The following is a 24715-nucleotide window of genomic DNA, read 5'->3' on the forward strand; positions in this document are numbered from 1 at the left end:
ATGACGAGCACCCCTGTACCCGCCTACGAGTCGATCCTCGTCGACAGCGACGGCCCGATCGGCACCATCACCCTCAACCGGCCCGACCAGCTCAACAGCTGGGACTGGCTGATGTCGGCCGAGATCGGTCACGCGCTGGGGCGTTTCGAGGACGACGACGCCATCCGGGCGGTCATCCTGACCGGCGCCGGCCGGGCCTTCTGCGCCGGAGCGGGCCTGCTGCCCGCCGGCCGCACGTTCGACGGCTCGCTGACCCGCGCCGAGGCGGAGGCGAAGTACCCCGGCCCGCACCGCCCCGCCGACCGCATCCGCACGCCGGTCATCGCGGCCGTGAACGGCCACGCGGTCGGGGCCGGGATGACGATGGCGCTCCGGGCCGACATCCTCGTGGTTGCCGAGGAGGCCAAGCTCGGTTTCGTCTTCAACCGGCGTGGCGTGATCCCCGACGCCGACCTGCTGTGGAGCCTGCCGCGCCTGATCGGATACTCCCGGGCCATGGACCTGCTCCTGACCGGACGGATCTTCTCCGGGGCGGAGGCGGTCGGCCTGGGCATCGCGTCGCAGGCGGTGCCCGCCGAGGCTGTGGTGGCGACCGCGACCCGCCTCGCCACCGACATCGCCACGAACGTCGCACCCGTCTCGGCCGCGATCACCAAACTCGTGGCGCGCCGCTTCCTCGAGGAGACCGACCGGACCGCGGCGCTCGAACTGGAGCGGGAGCTCTTCCGGTGGGCGGGCCAGCATGCGGACGCGCCCGAGGGTGTCACCGCGTTCCGGGAGAAGCGTGACCCCCGGTGGACGCTCTCCAAGACGAAGGACTTCCCCGTCCACCTCTTCGATGACCGCGTCTGATCGCCGCCGTCGCTCGCCCGGAGCGTATGCCGCCAGTCCGTTCGCCGCACATGAGAAACTCGTCCCAGGAGGTGTGACGGCATGAGTTCGCGCGAGGCGGCCCCGTCCCAGCAGCCGATCACGGATGGTCGGACGCTGCGGGCGCAGCGGACGAGAGCCTCGATCGTCGACGCCAACATGGCTCTGATGATGGAAGGCACCCTGCGGCCGACCGCGGCCCAGGTCGCCAAGCGTGCCGGCGTCTCTCTGCGTACTCTCTGGAGCCACTTCCCCGACCTCGAGAGCCTCTTCGCCGCGACGGGGGAGAAGACCCTTGAGGTGCAGTACGCCCACCATTACGTGATTCCGGCTGATCGTCCCCTCGAAGACCGGGTACGCGATTTCTGCCACCAGCGGGCAAGGATGCTCGAGTCGATCGCCGGGGCGTCCCGTGCCGCGCAATTACGGCTCCCGTTCTCGGAGCAGCTGAGACGGAACCGCCGGCGGCACAACGAGCGCCTGCGCACCGACATCGGGCAGACGTTCGCGCCGGAGATCGCGCTGGCCGGGGCGGACGCCGACGAGCTCGTGAGCGCTCTGCTGGTGACCTGCACCTGGCCGACGTGGATGGGGAGCCGCGACGACCTCGGCCTGTCCGTCGACGAGGCCACCCGGGTCATGCAGCGGACGGTGATGGCGATCCTCGGGGGCGTGCCGGGTAAGGGGTCCGTCCCTTCCGGCTGACCCGGGGATTCCACCCGGCCCGGCGATGTAATACAACTGAGCTAGTGTGTATTACATGAGGGTCGCGACGTGATCAAGCCTCTGATCGAGTTACCGCTCGAATGGGACGACGCGAACCGCGACCATGCCCAGCGCCACGGCGTCACGGAAGAAGAGATCAATCAGGCCATCGGCAACCCGCACGAGATCGCACCGGCGCGCAGGAACGACGGAACCGAACTCGAAGCGCGCTACCTGGTCCACGGCACGACGGACGCCGGGCGCAGGATCACCGTTGTGATCAAGTATCCGGTGACCCTTCGCCGCGAGTGGGGCGAGCTGGAGCTGGACCTGGCCCGCCCGATCACCGCGTACGAGAGGAAATGATCAGAGTGACCGAGAAGCCGTTCGAGCAGCTGACCGAAGAGGAGGAGGCCGAGTACTTCTACGCGAACCGCGAGGAGTTCGAGGCCGGCTTCCGACCGGCCTCGCTCGCCCGGGTGATCTCCACCCGGTTCAGCGAGGAGGAGCTCGTCCGGATAGGAGAAGCCGCCAACGCCGCCGGGATGAAGACGTCCACCTTCATCCGCCAGGCGACCCTGGCGGCCCTGACGGAGCCCCCGCAGGTGCTGTCCGAACCGGGCGAGCTGGCCGAGCTGCGCGTCGAGCTGACCACCGCGCTCACCCGGGTGAAGAAGCTGGAGAAGAAGAGCCGGGGCCGGGCGCGCAAGCGGGCCCGCCTGCTGTCGAAGACCTCCGAGTGAACCCCTGACCCCCGGACGGACCGGACCGGGGCTCCCGCCGGTGCGCGGCCACGACCGGCGGCCACGACTGCCGGCCGCGTCGCGGGGAAGGGGGTCCGGTGCCGTCCCCGGCAGGGAGGTCGCACGACCCGGCGGTGCCGGGGCGGTGCCCCTCCGGCTCGGGAGGGGCGGGCCACCGCGGGAGGCTCCGGATGTGCCGTCTGTTCGGGATGAGCAGCGCGCCCGCACGGACGCGGGCGATCTTCTGGTTGCTGGACGCGCCGGACAGCCTCTGCCGGCAGAGCCGCCACCAGCCCGACGGCACCGGCCTGGGGTACTTCGCCGCGGGCGGCGCCCCGCGGGTCCACAAGTCCCCCATCGCCGCCTACGCGGACCGGTGCTTCGCCCAGGAGGCCAGGCAGGTGGAGTCCGAGATGTTCCTGGCGCACATCCGGTTCGCGTCCACCGGCGGGCTGGCCGAGCGCAACACCCACCCCTTCCTGCAGGACGGCCGGCTGTTCGCGCACAACGGCGTGATCGAGGACCTGCCCGCGCTCGACGCGGAGCTGGGGCCCGCCAGGTCGCGGGTCCAGGGCGAGACCGACTCCGAGCGCTTCTTCACCCTGGTCAGCCGGGAGACCGAGGCCCGCGGCGGGGACGTCGCCGCGGGCATCGAGCACGCCGCCCGCTGGGTCGCCCGGAACCTGCCGCTGTACGCCCTCAACCTGATCATCACCACCCCGGACGAGCTGTGGGCGCTGCGCTACCCCGACACCCACGAGCTGCACGTGCTCGACCGCCCCGGCGGCGGCCAGTACGGCTGCCGGCACCTGGACCACTGCGGCACCGAGGGCCGGATCCGCGTCCACTCCGACGACCTGGCGACCACCCCCGCGACCGTCGTCGCCAGCGAGCGCATGGACGACAACCCCTGCTGGCGCCCGATGGAACCCGGCGAGCTGCTGCACATCGCACCGGACCGCACCCTCACCTGCCGGATCGCGCTCCCCGAGGAGCCCACCCACCGGCTGGCCCTCACCGACCTCCGCCCGGAGGCCGCCGCCTCCCAGCGCCTGGCCTGACCCGGGACACGGAGTTCGGGGCCGCCGCCGGAGCCCGCACGTTGATGTCGGTTTTTCGCTAGCGGTTGTGGGTGGGCGGTGGCGATGCTGGAGGCATGCATGAGGACGTGGAGCGGTGCGTGCGGGCCGTCCAGGCGAAGGACGCCCGGTTCGACGGGTGGTTCTTCACCGGGGTGCTGACCACCGGCATCTACTGCCGGCCGAGTTGCCCGGCGACGCCGCCGAAGGCGGAGAACATGCGCTTCTACCCCAGCGCCGCCGCCGCGCAGCGGGCCGGGTTCCGGGCCTGCAAGCGGTGCCGGCCGGACGCCGCCCCGGGGTCGCCGGAGTGGAACCACCGGGCCGACGCGGTCGCCCGCGCGATGCGGCTGATCGCCGACGGGGTGGTGGACCGCGAGGGGGTGCCGGGGCTGGCCGTCCGGCTGGGGTACAGCGCCCGGCAGGTCGAGCGGCAGCTCCAGGCCGAGCTGGGGGCGGGGCCGCTGGCGCTCGCCCGGGCGCAGCGGGCGCAGACCGCGCGGCTGCTGATCGAGACCACCGCGCTGCCGATGGCGGACGTGGCGTTCGCGGCGGGGTTCGCCAGCATCCGGACGTTCAACGACACCGTCCGCGAGGTCTTCGCGCTCACCCCCACCCTGCTGCGCGAACGCGCCGCCCGGGGCCGGCCCGCCGCCGCGGCGGGGACGATCTCGCTGCGGCTGCCGTTCCGCCGGCCGCTCTGCCCGGACAACCTCTTCGGGCATCTGGCGGCCAACGCTGTCCCCGGCGTGGAGGAGTGGCGGGACGGCGCGTACCGGCGCACCCTGCGGCTGCCCGGCGGGCCGGGGATCGTCGCGCTGAGCCCGCGGCCCGAGCACGTGGCCTGCACGCTCACCCTCACCGACCTGCGCGACCTGACCGTCGCGATCAGCCGCTGCCGGTGGACGCTCGACCTGGACGCCGACCCCGTCGCGGTCGACGACCTGCTGCGCGCCGACCCGGTGCTGGCGCCGCTGGTGGACAAGGCGCCCGGCCGGCGGGTGCCGCGCAGCCCGGACGGGGCCGAGTTCGCCGTCCGGGCCGTGCTCGGCCAGCAGGTGTCCACCGCCGCCGCCCGCACCCACGCGGGCCGGCTCGCCGCCGCCCGCGGCGAGCCGGTCGAGGACCCCGGCGGCGGGCTCACCCGCCTCTTCCCCGAGCCGGGCGCGCTGGCCGGGGCGGAACTCGCCCTGCCCCGGGCGCGCCGGGCGACGGTCGCCGCACTGGCGGAGGAGCTGGCCGCCGGGGAGATCGACCTCGGCGTCGGCGGCGACTGGAACGAGGCCCGCGCCCGCCTCGCCGCGCTGCCCGGGATCGGCCCGTGGACCGTCGAGACGGTCGCGATGCGCGCCCTCGGCGACCCGGACGCGTTCGTCCCGGGCGACCTGGGCGTCCGCGCCGCCGCCCGCGCCCTGGACCTGCCCGCCGCCCCGGCGGCCCTCGCCCGCCGTTCCTGCGCCTGGCGCCCCTGGCGCGCCTACGCCGTCCAGTACCTGTGGGCCACCGGTGACCACGCGATCAACCGGCTGCCCGCCGCCTGAAGGAGGACTCCATGATCACTGAAACTCGCGCGCACACCGTGCTGGACAGCCCGATCGGCCCGCTCACGCTGGTGGCCGAGGGCGATGCGCTGTGCGGGCTCTACATGAACGTCCAGCGGCACCGCCCTCCAGGCGAGACGTTCGGCGTCCACGACCCCGGCGCCGCCCCGCTCGGCGCCGCCGCGGAACAGCTCACCGCCTACTTCGCGGGCGAGCTGACCGGCTTCGACCTGCCGCTGGCCATGCACGGGACGGAGTTCCAGCGCCGGGTCTGGGCCGCGCTGCGGGAGATCCCGTACGGCGAGACCATCACCTACGGGGAACTCGCCCGGGAGATCGGCAACCCCACCGCGTCGCGCGCCGTGGGCCTGGCCAACGGCCGCAACCCGGTCAGCATCGTCGTCCCCTGCCACCGGGTGGTCGGCACCACCGGCCTCACCGGGTACGGCGGCGGCCTGGAGCGCAAGCGGTTCCTCCTCGACCTGGAGTCCCGCACCGAGTCCCCGGACGAGGCCCGGCTCTTCTGAGCCGCGCCCGGCGGGGCGGCGTGACCGGTTCGGCGGAAGAGTCGGATTCATGACTTTGCTCACCCCGGTCCGGCTTCGCCCGGCGGGCTCCCAGCGAGGAGGAGGCCCTGGCGGCGGAGGTCCGCCGGGGGCCGGCCGTGCTTCCGGGGCCGGTCAGGCGAGGTGGTCGAGTACCTCGTCCATGACGGAGCGCAGGGAACGCGCCCCCTGCTGCTCGATCCACAGGTGCGCGGCGACCCGCAGGCCGGTCAGGAAGGATGCGGCCTGGACGCGCGCCCGGACGTCCACCTCCGGCCGGCCGTCGCGCGCGCTGATCAGCTCGGCGAGTTCCCGCTCGAAGTCCGCGTAGCGGGCCATCTGCCGGGCGAGCAGCGAGGGGTGCTGCTTGACCAGCCGGAGGCGGGCGGCCCGGCCGGGCTCGGGCTCGCCGCGCTCGGCGTGGAGGGCGTGGAAGGCGTGGCGCAGCGCCGTCCGTGAGGACTCCCCGGCGGGGCGGTCGGTGAACGCGGCGAGCAGGGCGCGCAGCCACAGTTCCTCGCCGTACAGGAGGGCGTCGTCCTTGCCGGCGAAGTAGTTGGAGAAGGTGCGCCGGGAGACGCCGGCCGCGTCGGCGATGGCCTCGACGGTGACGTTCTCCAGCCCGTGCTCGACCGCCAGCCGGACCGCGGCTTCGTACAGCGACTGCCGGGTCGCGGCCTTCTTCCGCTCGCGCAACCCCACTGTGGTGCTCATGATGCGGTCACCTTACCGGGAAAAATCATGCCCATTGGGCAAACTTACCCAATGGGCATATAGTGCCCGAGGCATAATCCCGCCTCGCGCGGGACGAGATCGTTTTCCCGGAGGCAGCTCTTGAGCTCCCAGTCCCCGTCCGCGCCGATGACGCACCGGCAGACCCTGGAGGCGCTCAGCGGCCTGCTGCTGGTGCTCTTCGCGGCGATGCTGAGCGCCACCGTGGTGTCCACCGCGCTGCCGCAGATCATCGGCGCGCTGCACGGCGGCCAGTCCCAGTTCACCTGGGTCGTGACGGCCACCCTGCTCTCCTCCACCGCCACCACCCCCATCTGGAGCAAGCTCGCCGACCTCTACAGCAAGAAGACCCTGCTCCAGGCGTCCATCGTCATCTTCATGATCGGCTCGCTGGTCTCCGGGTTCGCGCAGGACGCCGGGCAGCTGATCGCCGCCCGCGCCTTCCAGGGACTGGGCCTGGGCGGGGTGCAGAGCCTGGTGCAGGTCGTCATCGCCGCCATGATCAGCCCCCGCGAGCGGGGCCGCTACTTCGGCTACCTCGGCGGCGTCATGGCCCTGGCGACGGTCGGCGGCCCGCTGCTGGGCGGCCTGATCGTGGACGTCTCCTGGCTGGGCTGGCGCTGGTGCTTCTTCATCGGGGTGCCCGTCGCGGCCGTCGCGTTCCTCCTGCTGCAGAAGACGCTGAAGCTGCCCGTGCTGCGCCGCGACAACGTCAAGATCGACTACCTGGGCGCCACGCTGATCGCCGCGGGCGTCTGCGTCCTGCTCATCTGGGTCACCTTCGTCGGCGAGTCGTTCGCCTGGGCGTCCTGGCAGACCGCCGCCATGGCCGGTTCGGGCGTGCTCGTCCTCGCGCTGGCCGTGTGGGTGGAGTCGCGGGCGGCCGAGCCGGTCGTGCCGCTGGACATCGTGCGCCGGCGCAACACCGCCCTGTCCATTGTGGCCAGCCTCGCCGTGGGCATGGCCATGTTCGGCGGCGCCGTATTCCTCGGCCAGTACTTCCAGATCGGACGCGGCTACAGCCCCACCGAGGCGGGCCTGCTCACCATCCCGATGATGGTCGGCGTGCTGGTGTCCTCGACCATCTCCGGCCGGCTGACCACCAAGACCGGCCAGGTCAAGCCGTACATCCTCACCGGGACGATCGTGCTCGCCGTGGGGTTCGCCGTGCTGGGCACCGTCGACCACCAGACCTCGCTCTACCTCATCGGCGCCGCCATGCTGCTGGTCGGAGCCGGGGTCGGCATGTCCATGCAGAACCTGGTGCTCGTCGTGCAGAACTCCGTGCCGCTGAGCGAACTGGGCGCGGCCAGCGGGGCCGTCACCTTCTTCCGCTCGCTGGGCGGCACCATCGGGGTGTCCGTGCTGGGCGCCGTCCTGGCCGCCCGCGTCTCCGACCTCATCACCCGGCAACTCGCCGCTGCCGGGGTGCAGGGCGGCGGGGACGCGGCCGGCAGCCTCGACCTGGCCGCGCTGCCCGAACCGGTCCGCGAGATCGTCCGCGCCGCCTACGGGGACGCCACCGGCCACATCTTCATGATCGCCGCCGGGATCGCCGTGGTGGGGATCGTCGCGGCCCTGTTCCTCAAGCCGGTCAGCCTGCGCGACAGCCTCGACCTCCCCGCCCAGGAGACGCCCGTGGAGGTGCCCGCGGCGGCGGGCAAGAGCTGAAGTCCCCGGCACCCCGGGCGGGCTCAAGGCCGCATGCTGGCCGAAGGTGCGGTGGCCGAGTCCCCGGTACCTGGGCGGGTTCGCGCGGGAACCGGGCCCTGGCACCCGGGCGGGCTCAAGGCCGCGTACTGGGCGAAGGCGCGGTGGCCGGCTGAGTCCCCGGCACCCGGGCGGGTTCAGGCCGCCCGGGTGCCGGTTTCCAGCGCGGCGAACAGGTCGGCGGAGTTGCGCTCGAAGAGGCGGGTCATGGCGGGGATCCGGGCCAGGTAGAAGCCCTCGTCGCTGCTGAGCCGCGCGGCGACGACGGTGCCGGTGGCCAGCTCGCCGACCGACACGGTGAGCCGCATCGGGAAGCGGTCGCGACCCGGGGCCAGGTAGGCGCCGAAAAGGCGGAACGCCAGCCGCGATCCGAAACGGGCCTGGACGGATCCGTCCTGCCGGGTCAGGTCCCGCCACCCCGCGGCGGCGAGGCTGCGCAGGATCGCGTCCGTCACGCCGTCGGTGGTGCCGCCGGCGACGGTCCAGCTCTGGGTTGTTTCCATGCTCTGTCGGATGGCCGGTGGCCGCGCCGGGTTCGGGCGGGCTCCCCCCCCGGCGGAGGCGGGAACGGGCAGGGCTTATCGTGCCTGGGGAATCATCCAGGTCACGAGGGTGGGACCGGCTTCCTCCCCACGGCTGAAGCCGGGGGTCTCCAGCCTCAAGGAGTAACGATGAACGAGATCGACTGGGCCGGGCTGCGGGCGGCCGCGCGGGACGCGATGCGGCGGGCGTACGCGCCGTACTCGGGGTTCCCGGTGGGGGCGGCGGCGCTGGCCGACGACGGGCGGGTCGTCAGCGGGTGCAACGTGGAGAACGCCTCCTACGGGGTTGGGCTGTGCGCCGAGTGCAGCCTGGTCAGCGACCTGCACGGGCCCGGCAAGCGGAGCGAGCGCCCCCGGCTGGTGGCGCTGGTCGTGGTGGACGGCAACGGCGACCCGCTGATGCCCTGCGGCCGATGCCGGCAACTGCTGTGGGAGCACGGCGGGCCGGACCTGCTGCTGGAGACCGCCCGGGGGGTCGTCCCGATGACCGAGGTGCTACCCGACGCCTTCGGCCCCGACGACCTGGACCGGGTGCGGTTCAGCTCAGGTGCCTGAGCTGCGGCCACAGCGCTGTCCAGGGCATGCGCTGCCCGCGGCAGACCCACACCGACTTGCCCTGTTCCTCGTTGTCGAGGTCGACGCCGTTGTCGATGCGGCCTGCGGCGGTCACGTCCGTCCAGAAGCGGCGCAGACCGGCGTCGCCCTCGGGGCCGATGAAGATCGTGGGGCCGCCGGTGTCGGCGGGCCGCCCGAAGTACCAGTAGCCGTTGTGGCCGCTGTAGGCGCGGGGCAGGCCGAGTTCCGGGCCGTACCGGTCGAGCGCTCCGGCCTCGCCGTAGTTGGACGTCACGATCGTCGCCCGGGCGCGCTCGGCCGCCGGCAGCGCGCGGTGCACCCGGGCGACCTCGGCGGCGAACCGCGGCCAGCCGACGGTCTCGGCGGTGTCCGCGTTGATGACCGGCTGCGGGGTGTCCGCCAGCATCCCCACCGGGTAGACGGGCAGGGTGAGCAGCACGGTGGAGATCCCGGTGAACACGTACGCCGGGACCGTGATCGTCCAGCCTGCCCCGCGCGGGGCGCCGCGGCGCTCGACCTCGACGGCGCCCGCCGCCCACAGCGCCGCCCACAGGCCCGCCAGGTAGTACGGCTTGCCGGCGGTGACCAGGAAGAGAGCGGTCAGCAGCAGGTACCCGTACCCCAGGAAGCGGTAGGGGGCCAGCTCGCGGGAGCGGAACAGCCGCCACAGACCGTAGATCCACAGCCATGAGAGCACCACCCCGGTGAGGAGCAGTTGGAAGGGGATGAACCCGGGTCGCCCGCCGAAATCCCCCTCGGCGGCGATCTGGTCGGCCATCTCCAGTTGCGGCCAGCCGTGCCGCGCCTGCCAGAGCAGCCCTGGGACCGCGGCGGCCCCGGCGATCAAGGCTCCGGCCAGCAGCATCGGGCGGCGCGCGAAGTCCCGCGGCCCGCTGATCACCAGTCCCGCCACGAGCGCGGCGAGCAGGAAGACGGCCAGGTACTTGACGTTCACCGCCACGGCGGCCACGACGCCGATGCCGAGCAGCAGCCGCTGGTCGCGGGTGCGCACCCAGCGGACGGCCAGCCACACCAGGGCGGTGGAGACGAACAGGTCGAGCGTCGCCGTGTAGAAGGCGTGGCCGGTGGCGCTCACGAAGGGGCAGACGGTGTACGCCCCGGCGGTGAGCAACTGGGCGCGGCGGTGCCCGCCCAGCTCGCGCGCGGTCAGGGCGGCGACGACCACACCCGCCGCGGACAGCAGGGCCGCCGGGAGCCGTTGTACGAACAGCGCGTCGCCGAACAGTTCGGTGATCGCCCGGGTGAGCAGCGGGAGCAGTGGGGGCTGGTCGGGGTAACCCCAGTCCAGATTCTGTCCGGCGACCCGGAAGTACAGTTCGTCACGGTGGTAGCCGTACCGGGTGCTGAGGGCCAGCAGCACGACACCCAGCGCGCCGGCCAGGGCCAGCACCGGCCGCCAGGGGATCGAGGGAGGGGAGTGATCTTCGACCGTGGCGGATTCCGCCGTACCGGGGGCAGGCATGCCCGCACCCTACGCTGCCGGCACTCGACGAGTCATGATCGTCTCGGTGACCGGATCGTGCCGGTTTCCCCAGGCCGGGCGGCGGATGGTGCGCCGGTTTCCGGGGCGTCTAGTCTGTGCTGGCGGCACGGCGGGCCGGAACCGCCGGGAGCGAGTGGGGGAACCATGGATGCCATCGACGTCATCCGGACCAAGCGCGACGGCGGCGCGCTGTCGGCCGAGCAGATCGACTGGGTGATCGACGCCTACACCCGGGGCGCCGTGGCCGAGGAGCAGATGTCCGCGCTGGCCATGGCGATCCTGTTGAACGGCATGGAGCGGTCCGAGGTCGCCCGCTGGACCGAGGCGATGATCGCCTCCGGCGAGCGGATGGAGTGGTCCGCGCTGGACCGCCCCACCACCGACAAGCACTCCACCGGCGGGGTCGGCGACAAGATCACGTTGCCGCTGGCGCCGCTGGTCGCGGCCTGCGGCGCCGCCGTCCCGCAACTCTCCGGCCGCGGGCTGGGCCACACCGGCGGCACGCTCGACAAGCTGGAGTCGATCCCCGGCTGGCGGGCCGCGCTGTCGCCCGCCGAGATGCTGGACGTGCTGCGCGGCACCGGGGCGGTGGTCTGCGCCGCGGGCTCCGGGCTGGCCCCCGCCGACCGCAAGCTGTACGCGCTGCGCGACGTCACCGGCACCGTGGAGTCGATCCCGCTGATCGCCTCCTCGATCATGTCGAAGAAGATCGCCGAGGGTACCGGGGCGCTGGTGCTGGACGTGAAGGTCGGCTCCGGCGCCTTCATGAAGACGGTTGAGCGCGCCCGCGAACTCGCCGAGACCATGGTCGCCATCGGCACCGACCACGGGCTGAAGACCGTCGCCCTGCTCACCGCGATGGACCGCCCCCTCGGCCGGGCCGTCGGCAACGCCCTGGAGGTGGCCGAGTCGGTGGAGGTGCTGGCCGGCGGCGGCCCCGCCGACGTGGTGGAACTGACGGTCACCCTGGCCCGCGAGATGCTGTCCGCCGCCGGGATCGCCGGCCCCGACCCGGCGGACGCGCTGCGCGACGGCTCGGCGATGGACGTCTGGCGCCGGATGATCTCCGCCCAGGGCGGCGACCCGGACGCGCCCCTGCCGGCCGCCCCCGAGACCCACGTGGTGACCGCCCCCGCCACCGGCACCCTCACCCGGCTGGACGCCTACGGGGTGGGGGTCGCCGCCTGGCGGCTGGGCGCCGGCCGCGCCCGCAAGGAGGACCCGGTCTCGTTCGGCGCCGGCGTCACCTGCCACGCCGCCCCCGGCGAGCACGTCACCGCCGGGCAGCCCCTGCTCACCCTGCACGCCGACGACCCCGACCGCTTCGACCGGGCCCTGGCCGCCCTGGACGGCGCCGTCGAGATCGACGGCCCGTCCGGACTCCTGCCCCTGGTCATCGACCGCGTCACCTGACCTGGTGCGGTGCCCGGCCCCACCCGCATCGCCGTCTGCCCGGAGCTGTGATCGTGGAGGATCCAAGGTGCCATGGCACCTTGGATCCTCCACGATCACATCCCGGGGGTGTCGTCCCCGCCGGACCGGCGTCGGCGCGCGTTCGCCGCCGCGCTCAAGAGCGGGGTGTACGACCGCGTCACCTGACCGGGGCAGGTGGAACGTCTTCCGTGGAGTGGGTCAGGTTCGGCGGAACCCGCCAGAGATTCGGGGCGTCCTCCTGGGATAACTTCGGAAGATGACCGACAGGCCGACTCTCGAAGACATCCGGCGCGCGCCGAAGGTGCTGCTGCACGACCATCTCGACGGCGGCGTCCGACCCCAGACCGTGGTCGACCTCGCCCGCGCGGGCGGCTACCGGAACCTGCCCGCCGAGGACGCCGAGGAACTGCGCGCGTGGTTCACCTCGGCGGCCGACTCGGGGTCGCTGGAACGGTACCTGGAGACGTTCAGCCACACCGTCGGGGTGATGCAGTCCGAGGACGCGCTGCGCCGGGTGGCGTACGAGTGCGCCGAGGACCTGGCCGCCGACGGCGTCGTCTACGCCGAGGTGCGCTTCGCCCCCGAGCTACACACCCAGACCGGGCTGCCCCTGGAGAAGATCGTCGAGGCGGTCGTCACCGGGTTCGCCGAGGGGGGCCGCGAGCACGGCATCCGGGTCGGGACGCTGGTCACCGCGATGCGGCACCAGGCGCGCAGCATGGAGATCGCCGAGCTGGCGGTGCGTTACCGCGACGCCGGGGTGGTGGGGTTCGACATCGCCGGGGCCGAGGCCGGCTACCCGCCCACCCGGCACCTGGACGCCTTCGAGTACCTCCAGCGGGAGAACGCCCACTTCACCATCCACGCGGGGGAGGGGTTCGGGCTGCCGTCCATCTGGCAGGCCATCCAGTGGTGCGGGGCCGACCGGCTCGGCCACGGGGTGCGCATCGTCGACGACATCACCGACCGCGACACCGACCGGCCGCAGCTGGGCCGGCTGGCCGCGTACGTGCGCGACAAGCGCATCCCGCTGGAGATGTGCCCGACCTCCAACCTCCAGACGGGGGCGGCCAGGTCGATCGCCGAGCACCCGATCGGGCTGCTGCGCAGCCTCTACTTCCGGGTCACGGTCAACACCGACAACCGGCTGATGAGCGGCACCACCCTGTCGGAGGAGTTCGCCAAGCTGGTCGGCGCGTTCGACTACGACTGGGACGACCTGCGCTGGTTCACCGTCAATGCGATGAAGTCGGCGTTCATCGGGTTCGACGAGCGCCTCGAACTCATCAATGGCGTCATCAAGCCCGGCTTCGACCGGCTCAAGTGGCACGGCGACCGCCCGCTCGCATGACCGGACCGGAGATGGTGCTGCGCTCCACCGGGGCGCGGGTGGCCGCCTGGGTGTGGCTGGTGTTCGCCGCGCTCAACCTGCTGGACGTGGCGCTGCGCGGCCGCGACGCCGCGGCGGCGGTGGCGGCCGCGGCGCTGCTGCTCGGCTGCGGGATCGCCTACGTGCTGGGCCTGCGCCCCCGGATCGAGGCCGGCGAGCACGGCCTGCGGCTACGCAACCCGCTGCGCGACATCGACGCGCCCTGGCCCGCGGTGCGGAAGATCGAGGCCACCCACGCGGTGGTCCTGCACTACACCGGCGCGGACGGGGCCGAGCGCACCGCCCGCGCCTGGGTGCTGCAGACCTCCCCCCGCGCGGCGGCCCGGCAGAAACGCCACACCCGGGACGCCGCCCTGAAGGACCGCACCCCCACCACCTACGCCGTCGAGCAACTGAACGAAGTGGCCGCCCGGCACCGCGGCGGCCCGGAGCCGGGCGCCGGGACGGGCACCGCCCGCTGGTCACGCTCGGCCGTCGCCGCGCTGGCCGTCCCCGCCGCGCTCCTCGCGGTGGCGGTGGCCTTCGCCGTCGGCTAGTAGGCCGACTCCTGCATCAGGCGGCGGGACGCCTCGGTGATGCTGCCCGACAGCGACGGGTAGACCGCGAAGGTGTGCGCCACCTGGTCGACGGTGAGGTGCTGCTGCACCGCCACCGAGACGCCCAGGATCAGCTCGCTGGCCCGCGGCGCCACGATGACCGCGCCCAGCACGATGCTGGTGGACTGCCGGCAGAACAGCTTGACGAAACCGTCCTCGAAACCCTGCATCTTGGCCCGCGGGTTGGTGGCCAGCGGCAGCACGACCTCGCGGGCGTTGACCTCGCCGGAGTCGACCATCGCCTGGGTCACCCCGACCGTGGCGACCTCAGGGTCGGTGAAGATGTTCGCCGCCACCCAGCCCATCTTGAGCGGCTGGACGGCCTCGCCCAGCGCGTGCCACATGGCGATCCGGCCCTGCATGGCCGCGACCGAGGCGAGCATCAGCACCCCGGTGCAGTCACCCGCCGCGTAGATGTGCGGGGCGGACGTCCGGGACACCTTGTCGACGGTGATGAACCCCCGCGAGTCGAGCCGCACACCCACCTCCGGGAGCCCGATGCCGCGGGTGTTCGGCACCATGCCGACCGTCATCAGGCAGTGCGAGCCCTCGACCTTGCGGCCGTCGTCCAGGGTCACGATCACGCCGTCGCCGGACCGCTCCACCCCGGCCGCCCGCGACCGCGACAGGACGTTCATGCCGCGCCGGCGGAAGACCTCCTCCAGCACGCCGGCCGCATCGGCGTCCTCGGATGGCAGGATGCGGTCGCGCGAAGAGACCAACGTCACCTTCGAACCCAGCGACAGGTAGGCGGAGGCCAGCTCGGCGCCGGTCACCCCCGAACCGACCACGATCAGTTCCTCGGGCAGTTCGGGCAGGTCGTAGAGCTGCCGCCAGCTCAGGATGCGCTCGCCGTCCGGCTCGGCGCCCGGCAGCACCCGGGGGGTGGCGCCGGTCGCGATGAGCACCACGTCGGCGCGCAGCCGCTCGTCGCCCACCGCGATGATCTGGGGATCGACGAAACGGGCCTCGCCGCGGACGATCCGCACGTCCTCGTAGGCCAGTCGCTCGGCGACGTCGAACGACTGGGCGCGGGCGAGATCCTTCACCCGCTTGTTGACCATGCCGAGGTCGACTTCGAGCCCGCCGACGATGCCGTCGGGACCACCGGAGAACCGCAACCCCAGCGTGTCGGACTCCTGCATGATGCCCCGCCGCGTCGAGGTGGCGATCAGCGTCTTGGACGGCACGCAGTCGGTCAGCACGCACGCCCCGCCCGGACCGTCTCGCTCCACCACGGTCACGTCGGCGCCGAGCTGCGCCGCGACGAGGGCGGCCTCGTAGCCGCCGGGGCCTCCTCCGATGATCACAATGCGGGTCACGTTCCCATTGTTTCGTACATCCCGGGATGATCTGACCTGCCATCCGGTGGCCAGTCCGCCCGCGGAAGGCCGTACGCTTGGCGACCGTGGCTCTGTACGCGGCGTACGCCTCCAACATGGACCCCGAGCAGATGGCCCAGCGGGCCCCGCACTCCCCGCTGCGCGGCACCGGGTGGCTGCCCGGCTGGCGGCTGACGTTCGGCGGCGAGGCCGCCGGCAAGGACGGCGCGCTGGCCACGGTCGTCGAGGCCGCCGACCACCACGTGTTCGTCGTCCTGTACGACGTGCCCGAGTGGGACGAGCAGGAACTCGACGCCTGGGAGGGCGCGGCCCTCGGCGTCTACCGCAAGATCCGCATCCGGGTGGAGACCCTGGACGGGGACGAGCTGTGCTGGCTGTACGTGCTCGACGACTACGAGGGCGGGCTTCCGTCGGCCCGCTACCTGGGCATCCTCGCCGACGCCGCGGAAGCGGCAGGCGCCCCGGACGACTACGTCAAGGACCTGAGAAGCCGGCCCTGTTAGCTTGGCTCGCTTCGCTCGCTTGTCGCGGCGCCTTCGGCGCGCCGTCTTCCCTCGTCGCGGTGAAGATCGTTCGTTCCTCACGATCTTCACCGCTCCTCAGTCCAGACGGCGCGGGCGCCGCTCCCGGACCGCCTCGCTTCGCATCGGCTGCTCTCTCGTCCGTTCCTTGTCGCGTGATCCTTCAGCATCCAGAGCGCTATAGCGCCTCGAAAGCTGAAGGATCATCGCTGCACACACTCACAGATCCTTCAGCATCCGGTGCGTCAGGGCGCCTCGAAAGCTGAAGGATCAGTGCCAAGAGGTGGATGTGCGCTGATCCTTCAGGATCCGGGGCGCTATGGCACCGGAAGCTGAAGGATCAGGTTCGCTTCGCTTCTGGTGGTGTTTCTCGATGTGGTCGGTGGCCGGGTGTACCCGACCGGGGCGGGCATGGGATGTCGGGTCCGGGGTGGGTGGTGCTTCCTAGCGTGAGTGGGCGTAAGGGAAGGAGGCCGGGGTGCTGGATCGGCTGAACCAGGCCATGGAGCACATCGAGCGGAACCTCGATCAGCGGATCGAGATGGCTGAGCTTGCGCGGATCGCGGTCACGTCGGAGTACCACTTTCGGCGGCTGTTCTCCGCGCTGGCCGGGATGCCGCTGTCGGAGTACGTCCGGCGCAGGCGGCTCACCGTTGCGGGCGCCCGGGTGCTCGCGGGGGAGGAGACGCTGCTCGATATCGCGGTGCGCTACGGCTATGGCTCGGGCGAGGCGTTCGCGCGGGCGTTTCGCGCCATGCACGGCATCGGGCCGGGGGAGGCCCGGCGGACCGGTGCGGTGCTGCGATCCCAGCCCCGGATGTCCTTCCGTCTCATCGTCGAAGGGAGTACGAGCATGCGGTATCGGGTGGTAGAGAAGGACGGGTTCCGGCTGGTGGGCAAGAGAGCCCGGGTCACCGTCGTCCACGAGGGGATGAACCCCGCGATCGCCGCGTTCATCCGGAGCATCGATCCGGAGACCGTGCGGCGCATCGAGGAGCTGTCGGACCAGGAGCCGGGCGGGATCGTCAACGCCAGCGCGGGACTGGGCGAGGACCGCCGGGAGGGCGCTGAGCTGGACTATTACCACGCGGTGGTGTCCGGCGCCGATGTGCCGGAGGACATGGACGCGCTCGACGTCCCGTCGGGGACGTGGGCGGTGTTCGAGAGCTCGGGGGCGTTCCCGCAGGCGCTCCAGTACCTGTGGCGGGACGTGTTCACCCAGTGGTTCCCGTCCAACCCGTACCGGAGCAGGCCAGGGCCGGAGATCTCGCGCGTCCGGCTGTCGGAGGACGGCGCCGAGGCGGACGCCGAGCTGTGGATCCCGGTGGAGCGGGTCTGAACGGGCGGCGGCGGGTCTCCGGCCCGCCGCCGCGTCACCGCCGTAGCGGGTCCAGGGCCTGGGTTGGTCGCCGGCCTCCCATGTGGGTGTTCGGCGGCCAGGACGTTATCGGCGTAGCGAGTTCAGGGCCTGGGTCAGGGCCAGTTCCAGGTAGGTCATGGAGTCGGTGGCCTGGAGGAGGGTGGCGCCGCCGACGATCGCGGTCATGATGGTCGCGGCGGTCTGGTCAGGGTCGGTGGCCGGGTCGATCTCGCCCGAGTCGCTGAGTGCCCGCACGCCGGTGGCGAGGTGGGCCTGCCAGCGTTCGTTCATCCGGATGACGATCTTCTGGGCCGCGGCCGGGTCGGCCTGGCTCAGGTGGGCGGTGAGGGCGGACAGCGGGCAGCCCGCGCGCTGCTCGTCGTAGATCTTGATGATCCGTTCGCGCCAGGCCTGCCACTTGCGCCAGTCGGTCAGGTCGCCGAGCAGGGGCTGCTGGTCGGCGAGGACCTGCTCGGCCTCGTGCTCGGCGACAGCGAGGAGCAGTTCGGACCGCCCGCCGGGGAAGTAGTGGAAGAGCTGGCTCTTGCTGGTGGCGGTTGCGGCGCGGATGTCGTCCAGGCTGACCTGCGCGACACCCCGCTCGCGGAACAGGGCCGCCGCACCGGTGACGATCCGTCGCCGGGTGGCGGCACCGCGGGAGGTGAGCACCATGCGGCGGTCTCCTTGTGGTCGGCCGGGGAGTCCACGGTAACGGAACTGGACTTGACAGTCCAATTTTGCTGATGCAGATTGGACTTACTGGTCCAGTCTTGGTCGGACGGCAGTGCGCCCCAGGAACTGGACCGAGCAGTCCATATTTTGCGAAACGGGGACACCACCATGGGCACTCGCCTCCAGCACAAGACCGCCCTGGTCACCGGGGCCACCAGCAACATCGGGCGCGCGATCGCCGAGGCCCTCGCGGCCGAGGGCGCCCACGTCGTCGTGTCGGGCCGCAACAGCGAACGCGGGCAGCGGGTCGTCGACGGCATCCGCGCCGCGGGCGGGCGCGCCGACTTCGTCGCCGCCGACCTCGACGGCAGCCCGGAAGCGTCCCGCGCCCTCGCCGCCGAGGCGACCCGGGTGCTCGGCGGGCGCATCGACGTCCTGGTCAACAACGCCGGCATCTACCCCGGCTCGACCACGCCGACCCTCGACGAGAAGACCTTCGACCAGATCTACGCGGTCAACGTCAAGGCGCCGTTCTTCCTGACCGCCGCGGTCGCCCCGGCCATGGCCGAGGCCGGCGGCGGCGCGATCATCAACCTCGGCTCGTGGGTCGCCCGCCTGGGCCTCCCCGTCGGGGCCGCGTACGCCTCGACCAAGGGCGCGCTGGAGACCCTCACCCGGGCCTGGGCCGCCGAGTTCGGACCCGCCGGTGTCCGCGTCAACGCGATCTCCCCCGGGGTGGTGCGCACCATCGACCCCGACGAGACCGAACCGCGCCCGGGCGACAACATGATGGCGGGCACCCCGGCGGGCCACGTCGGCCCTCCGGCGGCCATCGGCCACGCGGCGGTCTACCTCGCCTCCGACGAGGCGTCCTTCGTCCACGGCACCGTGGTGGACGTCGACGGCGGCCGCACGGGCGCGGCGGTCTTCTTCCCCTGAGGCCGGGGCCGGGCGGGGCGGGCCTGACCCCGGCCCGCCCGCTCCAGGGGCGGCTAAAGCGTGTTTCGAAGTGGGCCGAGTGCCGATGACCCTGGCTCGCTCGCGCAGGACCCGGCCACCTGGCACCAGCGCCTACGCCGGTGATCGTTGAGGATGGGTGGGGTCCCAGCCCCACCCATCCTCAACGATCACGCGAGCAAGGGCCGGAGGCGGGCGCTGGTGGTACCGCCGGGGGCGGTCGGCCGCACTTGGGGACAGGCCTTAGGGCGTTCGGCCTGAGTGCGGGCCGGTTCTCCTGTCACATCCGCCAGGTCGCAGGGAAGGGGCCGGGTCACGATGCCGGCAGGGTAAGTGGACTAGACTTAGCTAGGCTAATCTGGTTCGGAGGGGCGGGCATGGGCGCGGTCGAGCAGTACAACATCCACGAGGCCAAGACGCAGCTGTCGCGCATCATCGAGCGCGTCGAGCAGGGCGACGAGATCGTCATCAGCCGGGCGGGCAAGCCGGTGGCGAAGGTGGTCCCGCTGACCACGCACGTGGAGCGCGCCGGCCGGGGCTCGCTCAAGGGCGTGCTGGTCTGCTCCGACGACTGGGATTCGCCGGAGACCAACGCCGCCATCGCCGACGACTTCGGGATCGGCGGATGAGGCTGCTGCTGGACACCCATGTCGTCCTGTGGTGGCTGGCGGACGACCCTCGCCTGTCCGACTCGACCAAGGACCTGATCGACACGGAGGTCGACGTCTTCACCAGCGCCGCCACCCTGTGGGAGATCACCATCAAGCAGACACTCGGCAAGCTCGGGCCCGCGGACCTGCCCGAGCGGGTGCTGGGCAGCGAACTGCGGGAACTTCCGATCACCTCCCGGCACGCCCTGCGGGCGGGGCGGCTCCCGCCGTTGCACCGCGACCCCTTCGACCGGGTCCTCGTCGCGCAGGCCCAGTGCGAAGGGCTCACCCTGGTCACCCAGGATCCGCAGATCCAGAAGTACGACGTGCAGCTGCTGACGAAGTGACCGCCCCGGTCACCTGGTGGCGGCCAGGACCTGGACGGCATCCTGGACAGTCAGGCGATGGCCGCCCCGGTCACCTGGTGGCGGCGAGGTGGGCGGTGAGGGAGGCGACCGGGACCTGGGCCTGGTCGCCCGTGTCCATGTTCCGGACGGTGGCGGTGCCCGCCGCCCGGTCCTGCGGGCCGTAGATCACGGTGTGCCGGGCGTGGCGGTCGGCGGCCCACTTGAGCTGCTTGGCGAGCTTGCGGCTGGTGGCCAGGTAGACCTCCGTGCGCAGGCCGGCGGCGCGCAGGTCGCGGGCGAGGCGGGTCAGTTCGGGCAGGGTCTCGTCGCCGAGGACGGTCAGCGCCACGTCCAGCCGGGGCTGCTCCAGGGCGGCGGCGTCCAGCAGGCCGATGATGCGCTCGACGCCCAGGGAGCCGCCGCAGGCGGGGGCGTCGGGGCCGCCCAGGGCGGCGATCAGGCCGTCGTAGCGGCCGCCGCTGGCGATCGAGCCGGGCATCCCCTCGGCGACCACCTCGAAGATGACGCCGGTGTAGTAGTCCAGGCCGCGGACCAGGCTGGGGGTGAACGCGATCCGTTCCGGCCCGACGCCGGGGCCGGCCAGTTCCAGCAGGCGGTCGATCTCGGCCAGGCCGGCGCCGCCCTGCTCGCTGTCCTTGAGCGCGATGCGCATCCGCTCGGCCGCGTCGCCGGCGGTCAGGTCGCCGGTCAGCGCCGCCGCGATCGGGACCGGCAGCCCGCGGCCGTCGACCAGTTCGCGGGCCACCACGTCGGGGGGCAACTTGTCGAGCTTGTCGAGGGTGGTCAGCACTCCGCCGCCGAGGGAGTCCGGCACCCCGTACGCCTCCAGCAGGCCGGTCAGGGCCTTGCGGGAGTTGACCAGCATGCGGAAGTCGCGGACGCCCACCGCGTCCAGGCAGTCGGCCAGCGCGCACACCACCTCGGCGTCGGCCAGCGGGGACGCCGAGCCGACCACGTCGATGTCGCACTGGGTGAACTCGCGGAACCGGCCCTTGCCCGGCCGGTCGGCCCGCCACACCGGGCCCATCGCGTACCGCTTGTAGGGGGCGGGCAGTTGCGAGCCGTAGGCGGCCACGACCCGGGCCAGCGGCACCGTCATGTCGTAGCGCAGCGCCAGGTCGGCCTCGCCGGTGGCCTCGTGCTCGCCCCGGCGCAGGATCTTGAAGATCAGCTTGTCGCCCTCGTCGCCGTACTTGCCGGTCAGCGTCTCCAGCCGCTCGAACGCCGGGGTCTGCAGTGGCTCGAACCCGTAGCGCTCGAACACCGCGCGGATCGTCGCGAACACGTGCTCGCGCGTCCGCAGCGCGGGCGCGAGGAAGTCGCGTGTACCTGACGGCGGGTCGAACTGCTGGGACGCCATGCGGGAAACTCCTACGAAGGGTCACGTTCGGTGTCGGTGCGTGAATGCGCGTACACCGATCGTAGCGGCACCGCCGGGGTGCGGGTCGCGGGCGGGCCACGGCGCAGCCGCTGGGCGGGGGCCTCGATCAGGCGGTGGCTCGCCGCGGCGACGGCGACCGTGAGCAGCGCGCAGACCGGGAAGTCGAGCCACAGGTTCCCCTCGAAGGGGCGGCGGCCCATCAGGTCGAACCACAGGTAGATGACGACGAACTGCCAGAGGAAGACGCTGTAGGAGATCTTCCCCAGGTAGCGCATCACCCGGTTGGCCAGGACGGCGCTGATCACGGGATGGTCGGCGGGGGCCAGCGCCACCGGCGCCAGCAGGAACAGCGCGACCAGCCCGTACAGGACGATGTGGAACTGGCCGGTCCAGGGGTCGTCCTCGACCAGCCGGAAACCGCCGGTCAGCGGGGTGGAGGCGGCGCAGTAGAGCAGTGCCGCGGCCGTCCAGCACATCCCCCAGGACGCCGCGACCGTGTGGCAGAACCGGCGGGCCGGGCCGTCCTCCCGGGGTTCCGCGCACGCCCAGACCGAGACGACCGCCAGCGCCATGCCGACCGTGAACCAGCCCAGGTAGTGCGGCAGCCACATGCTGAGCAGCTGCGTGTCGGCGAAGGAGTACATGGCCACGGTGTACGCCGCGCTGAACGCGAAGCACGCCGCCAGCCCGGCCAGCAGCCGCCGGGCCAGCCGGGCGGCGGTGCGGACGCCCCGCCGCGCCCACCACCCTAGCCCGGCGGCCAGCACCGGCAGCACCGCGTAGAAGGCGGCTTCGACGGTGAGGCTCCAGATCTGCCCCATGCCCTTGGGCCCCAGGTAGCCCAGTTCCGCGTGCCACCAGGGGGACGGGTCGTAGGCGTGGGTCATGGTCAGCAGCATCGCCCACCCGGCGGGGTCGCCGAGGTGGTCGCGGCCGTACAGCAGCATGCACACCACGACCAGCGCCCAGTACGCGGGCAGCAGCCGCAGCGCCCGCTTCCACAGGTAGTTCCGGGTCCGGGGCGGCTCGCCCAGGCCGAAGGCCGCCACCGCCCAGGGCCGGTAGAGCAGCAGCCCGGACAGCGCGAAGAAGATCGGCACCCCTATTTCGCCGCCGGACAGCAGGTTCGAGAGGGCGCCCTCCCCGGCGAGGTCGCCGGTGCTCGCGGCCACGTGGAACAGCAGCACGGCCAGCGCCGCCACCGCGCGTACCCCGTCGAGCGCGGGCCGGTGGCCGGTGATCCGGCCGTCCTCGGGTGGGGGCGGTGCGGTCACGGCTGGCCTCGGGCGGCGGCGGGGACGGGGGCGCGCCCAGGCTAACCGCGGTCACCGCCCGTGGAACGGCCGCGCCGGAACGGCTGGGTACGAAGCCAACCGGCCCCGGCGCGCGCTGGGAGCGGGCCCAGCCGGATCCGGCGGGCGGGCTCCTCGATCAGGTGGAAGCTGAGGGCGGCCACGGCGACGGTGAGCGCGGCGCAGACGGGGAGGTCGATCAGGAACGTGCCCGTGAACGGCGGCCGGCCCAGCAGGCCGAGCCAGCCGTAGATGACGACGAACTGCCAGAGGAAGACGCTGTAGGAGATCTTGCCGAGGTAGCTCATCACCCGGTTGCCCATGATGCGGGTGATCCCCGGGTGCCCCGCGGGGGCCAGCGCCGGTGGGGCGATCAGGAACAGCGCGACCAGCCCGTACAGCACCAGGTGCAGCTGTGTCGTCCAGGGGTCGACGGTGACCAGCCGGGAGTCCCCGGTGAGCGGGGTGGCGGAGACGCAGTAGAGCAGTACGGCGGCCGTCCAGCACATCCCCCAGGACTCCGCGACGGTGCGGCACAGCCGGCGGACCGGCCCGGGGTCGGCGTGCGCCCAGACCGAGACGACCGCCAGCGCCATGCCGATCGCGAACCAGATGAGGTAGCGGGGCAGCCACAGCCCCGTCCAGGCGGGGTTGCCGCTGAGGTACACGGAGAAGAACGTGTAGCCCACGGACACCGCCGCGCACCCGGCCAGCCCCCACAGCAGCCGCCGGGCCCGGTCGCCGACATCGGTGCCGCGCCGCGCCCACCGCGCCAGCAGGGCGGCCAGCGGCGGCAGCGCGACGTAGAAGGCGGCCTCGACGGTGAGGCTCCAGATCTGCCCCATGCCCTTGGGACCCAGGTAGTCGTTCCACCACGGGTTCGGGTCGTAGCTGTAGGTCAGGGTGAGCAGCTCGAACCAGCCGAGGACATCGCCGAGGTGGTCGCGGCCGTACAGCAGCATGCACGCCACGACCAGCGCCCAGTACGCGGGCAGCAGCCGCAGCGCCCGTTTCCACAGGTAGTTCCGGGTGCCGGGGGGCGGGCGCAGGCCGAGCGCGGCGGCCGCCCACGGCCGGTAGAGCAGCAGCCCCGACAGCGCGAAGAAGATCGGCACTCCGATCTCGCCCCGGGAGAGCAGCCAGGACGACGCGCCGTCCTTGGCGGTCAACATGCCGATGCTCGCGGCCACGTGGAACACCAGCACGGCCAGCGCCGCCACCGCGCGCACGCCGTCGAGCGCGGGCTGGTGCCCGGAGATCGCCGGAAGCCGGTCGTCGGTGCGCGGGGGCGAAACGGTCACAGGGGCCTCGGAATGCCGAAGAGGATCACCGAGGGTACCGGAGACTGTGCCGCTTTCACAGCCTCCGGGGCTCGCCGGAGGGCACCCGCCCAGCGGCGCGGGAGCCGGCGAGGAGCCCGGCGCCCTCGACGGCCTTGAGGGCCAGCAGCCCGGCGATGCGCGGGGGCGGGCCGAGCCGCAGCAGCCGGCGCAGCGACCGCGAGCGGCCGAACGAGCGGGCCCACGGCCGGGACCGGTAGGCCGGCAGCCAGCGGCCGTAGTAGCGCCGCTTGGCGAAGGCCGAGCGCAGCGTGATGCGCCCCTCGTCGTGCTCGACCACGGACGCGACCCGGCCGATCCCGTAGCCGGTGGCGGCCACCCGGTCGGCCAGGTCCCAGTCCTCGAACGCCGTCAGGTCCTCGGCGTACCCGCCGGTCTTCTCCAGCGCGACCCGCCGGAAGATCCGCGCCGCCTCCACCCGGGGGTCACCCAGGTAGGACCGCTTCTCCATGGCGCGGCAGGCGGCCAGGAAACCCTCCCCGAAGGAGAGCTCGGGGATTACCAGCCCGCCCAGGGACGGGTCCGCGGCGAACAGCGCGACCGCCTCCGCCACGATCTCCGGGGCGAGGACCATGTCGGAGTCGACGAAGGCCACCACCTCGCCGGTCCCGGTGCGCCAGCCCTGGTTGCGCTGGGCGCTGCGCTCGGGCCCGTGGTCGAGGACGGCGTCCGCGTGCCGGGCGGAGATCCGCGGGGTCGCGTCGGTGGAGCCGTTGTCGACGACGATCAGTTCCACCGGATGGGTCTGCGCCCGGACGGAGGCCAGGCACCGGTCGAGGGTGCGCGCGGAGTCACGCGTCGGCACCACCACGGTCACCCGGGTCGTCATCGTCGGCGTAACCTCCCGGAGCGTGATCGGTGTCG

At 72.7% G+C, this 24715-nt stretch carries 26 protein-coding genes; 17 read left to right on the forward strand and 9 right to left on the reverse strand.

All coding sequences use genetic code 11. The features are described from left to right. The 7 genes from DPM19_RS07410 (at position 1) to DPM19_RS07440 (ending at position 5465) form a co-directional block, all read left to right on the forward strand. Positions 1–852, forward strand: a complete 852-nt coding sequence (locus tag DPM19_RS07410) for an enoyl-CoA hydratase/isomerase family protein (protein WP_111864074.1) — start codon at positions 1–3, stop codon at positions 850–852. 81 nt (positions 853–933) lie between these two features. Then, positions 934–1575, forward strand: a complete 642-nt coding sequence (locus tag DPM19_RS07415; protein ID WP_111864075.1) for a TetR/AcrR family transcriptional regulator — start codon at positions 934–936, stop codon at positions 1573–1575. 69 nt (positions 1576–1644) lie between these two features. Next, entirely contained in the window at positions 1645–1941 is a 297-nt protein-coding gene (locus DPM19_RS07420) for a BrnT family toxin (protein WP_111864076.1), read from the forward strand. A gap of 5 nt (positions 1942–1946) precedes the next feature. Beyond that, the gene (locus DPM19_RS07425) at positions 1947–2318 is read left to right on the forward strand and encodes a plasmid mobilization protein (protein WP_111864077.1); all 372 of its coding nucleotides are present in this window, start codon (positions 1947–1949) and stop codon (positions 2316–2318) included. A 191-nt stretch (positions 2319–2509) separates the two neighbouring features. Continuing rightward, entirely contained in the window at positions 2510–3379 is an 870-nt protein-coding gene (locus DPM19_RS07430; RefSeq protein WP_111864078.1) for a class II glutamine amidotransferase, read from the forward strand. A 95-nt stretch (positions 3380–3474) separates the two neighbouring features. Further along, entirely contained in the window at positions 3475–4938 is a 1464-nt protein-coding gene (locus DPM19_RS07435) for an AlkA N-terminal domain-containing protein (protein ID WP_111864079.1), read from the forward strand. An 11-nt stretch (positions 4939–4949) separates the two neighbouring features. Beyond that, entirely contained in the window at positions 4950–5465 is a 516-nt protein-coding gene (locus tag DPM19_RS07440) for a methylated-DNA--[protein]-cysteine S-methyltransferase (RefSeq protein WP_111864080.1), read from the forward strand. Between the two features lie 153 nt (positions 5466–5618). On the opposite strand, the gene DPM19_RS07445 is transcribed toward DPM19_RS07440, so the two are convergent. After that, a complete protein-coding gene (locus DPM19_RS07445) occupies positions 5619–6197 on the reverse strand; it encodes a TetR/AcrR family transcriptional regulator (protein ID WP_111864081.1) in 579 nt (192 codons plus the stop codon). A gap of 147 nt (positions 6198–6344) precedes the next feature. On the opposite strand from DPM19_RS07445, the gene DPM19_RS07450 reads away from it, so the two are divergent. Further along, a complete protein-coding gene (locus DPM19_RS07450) occupies positions 6345–7886 on the forward strand; it encodes an MDR family MFS transporter (protein WP_111864082.1) in 1542 nt (513 codons plus the stop codon). A 176-nt stretch (positions 7887–8062) separates the two neighbouring features. On the opposite strand, the gene DPM19_RS07455 is transcribed toward DPM19_RS07450, so the two are convergent. Then, entirely contained in the window at positions 8063–8428 is a 366-nt protein-coding gene (locus DPM19_RS07455; RefSeq protein WP_111864083.1) for a hypothetical protein, read from the reverse strand. A 168-nt stretch (positions 8429–8596) separates the two neighbouring features. Here DPM19_RS07455 and DPM19_RS07460 point away from each other — a divergent pair, with 168 nt between their 5' ends. Next, on the forward strand, positions 8597–9022 hold the full coding sequence (locus DPM19_RS07460; protein ID WP_111864084.1) for a cytidine deaminase: 426 nt from the start codon (positions 8597–8599) through the stop codon (positions 9020–9022). Here DPM19_RS07460 and DPM19_RS07465 read toward each other — a convergent pair. After that, positions 9006–10526, reverse strand: a complete 1521-nt coding sequence (locus DPM19_RS07465; protein ID WP_199484910.1) for an ArnT family glycosyltransferase — start codon at positions 10524–10526, stop codon at positions 9006–9008. The genes DPM19_RS07460 and DPM19_RS07465 overlap by 17 nt on opposite strands. Before the next feature lie 165 nt (positions 10527–10691). Between DPM19_RS07465 and DPM19_RS07470 the strand changes: the two genes are divergently transcribed. The 3 genes from DPM19_RS07470 to DPM19_RS07480 all read left to right on the forward strand — a co-directional run bounded on the left by DPM19_RS07470 (position 10692) and on the right by DPM19_RS07480 (position 13907). Then, a complete protein-coding gene (locus DPM19_RS07470; RefSeq protein ID WP_111864085.1) occupies positions 10692–11960 on the forward strand; it encodes a thymidine phosphorylase in 1269 nt (422 codons plus the stop codon). Between the two features lie 277 nt (positions 11961–12237). Then, a complete protein-coding gene (locus DPM19_RS07475) occupies positions 12238–13332 on the forward strand; it encodes an adenosine deaminase (protein WP_111864086.1) in 1095 nt (364 codons plus the stop codon). Continuing rightward, positions 13329–13907, forward strand: a complete 579-nt coding sequence (locus DPM19_RS07480) for a PH domain-containing protein (RefSeq protein WP_111864087.1) — start codon at positions 13329–13331, stop codon at positions 13905–13907. The genes DPM19_RS07475 and DPM19_RS07480 overlap by 4 nt, the downstream gene beginning before the upstream one ends. Here DPM19_RS07480 and DPM19_RS07485 read toward each other — a convergent pair. Then, positions 13904–15289 carry an NAD(P)H-quinone dehydrogenase gene (locus DPM19_RS07485; RefSeq protein ID WP_111864088.1) on the reverse strand — a complete coding sequence of 462 codons (1386 nt, stop codon included), beginning with the start codon at positions 15287–15289 and terminating at the stop codon, positions 13904–13906. The two genes, DPM19_RS07480 and DPM19_RS07485, sit on opposite strands and share 4 nt — an antisense overlap. Before the next feature lie 86 nt (positions 15290–15375). Between DPM19_RS07485 and DPM19_RS07490 the strand changes: the two genes are divergently transcribed. After that, positions 15376–15813, forward strand: a complete 438-nt coding sequence (locus tag DPM19_RS07490; protein ID WP_111864981.1) for a gamma-glutamylcyclotransferase — start codon at positions 15376–15378, stop codon at positions 15811–15813. A 496-nt stretch (positions 15814–16309) separates the two neighbouring features. Further along, positions 16310–17170, forward strand: coding sequence for an AraC family transcriptional regulator (locus DPM19_RS07495; RefSeq protein WP_111864089.1), 861 nt, complete (start codon positions 16310–16312; stop codon positions 17168–17170). Positions 17171–17275: 105 nt separating this feature from the next. Here DPM19_RS07495 and DPM19_RS07500 read toward each other — a convergent pair whose 3' ends face one another. Further along, positions 17276–17863 (reverse strand): TetR/AcrR family transcriptional regulator, encoded by a 588-nt coding sequence (locus tag DPM19_RS07500; RefSeq protein ID WP_111864090.1) that lies wholly within the window; start codon positions 17861–17863, stop codon positions 17276–17278. 168 nt (positions 17864–18031) lie between these two features. On the opposite strand from DPM19_RS07500, the gene DPM19_RS07505 reads away from it, so the two are divergent. The 3 genes from DPM19_RS07505 to DPM19_RS07515 all read left to right on the forward strand — a co-directional run bounded on the left by DPM19_RS07505 (position 18032) and on the right by DPM19_RS07515 (position 19817). Next, on the forward strand, positions 18032–18802 hold the full coding sequence (locus tag DPM19_RS07505; protein ID WP_111864091.1) for an SDR family NAD(P)-dependent oxidoreductase: 771 nt from the start codon (positions 18032–18034) through the stop codon (positions 18800–18802). A gap of 395 nt (positions 18803–19197) precedes the next feature. Then, entirely contained in the window at positions 19198–19449 is a 252-nt protein-coding gene (locus DPM19_RS07510) for a type II toxin-antitoxin system Phd/YefM family antitoxin (RefSeq protein WP_111864092.1), read from the forward strand. Then, positions 19446–19817 carry a type II toxin-antitoxin system VapC family toxin gene (locus DPM19_RS07515; RefSeq protein WP_111864093.1) on the forward strand — a complete coding sequence of 124 codons (372 nt, stop codon included), beginning with the start codon at positions 19446–19448 and terminating at the stop codon, positions 19815–19817. The genes DPM19_RS07510 and DPM19_RS07515 overlap by 4 nt, the downstream gene beginning before the upstream one ends. A gap of 70 nt (positions 19818–19887) precedes the next feature. Here DPM19_RS07515 and hisS read toward each other — a convergent pair whose 3' ends face one another. Genes hisS through DPM19_RS07535 form a run of 4 tightly spaced genes read right to left on the reverse strand, consistent with a single transcriptional unit; the run spans position 19888 to position 24680 of the window. Beyond that, positions 19888–21198: a histidine--tRNA ligase gene (gene hisS, locus DPM19_RS07520; protein WP_111864094.1), complete on the reverse strand. Its 1311-nt coding sequence runs from the start codon at positions 21196–21198 to the stop codon at positions 19888–19890. 11 nt (positions 21199–21209) lie between these two features. Continuing rightward, positions 21210–22493 carry an acyltransferase family protein gene (locus DPM19_RS07525; RefSeq protein WP_111864095.1) on the reverse strand — a complete coding sequence of 428 codons (1284 nt, stop codon included), beginning with the start codon at positions 22491–22493 and terminating at the stop codon, positions 21210–21212. Between the two features lie 41 nt (positions 22494–22534). Beyond that, positions 22535–23812: an acyltransferase family protein gene (locus DPM19_RS07530; RefSeq protein ID WP_158566720.1), complete on the reverse strand. Its 1278-nt coding sequence runs from the start codon at positions 23810–23812 to the stop codon at positions 22535–22537. A 55-nt stretch (positions 23813–23867) separates the two neighbouring features. Further along, positions 23868–24680, reverse strand: a complete 813-nt coding sequence (locus tag DPM19_RS07535) for a glycosyltransferase (protein ID WP_111864097.1) — start codon at positions 24678–24680, stop codon at positions 23868–23870. Between the last annotated feature and the right edge of the window lie 35 nt (positions 24681–24715).

This window comes from Actinomadura craniellae (assembly GCF_003289645.1).
In the GTDB taxonomy this organism is placed as follows: domain Bacteria; phylum Actinomycetota; class Actinomycetes; order Streptosporangiales; family Streptosporangiaceae; genus Actinomadura_D; species Actinomadura_D craniellae.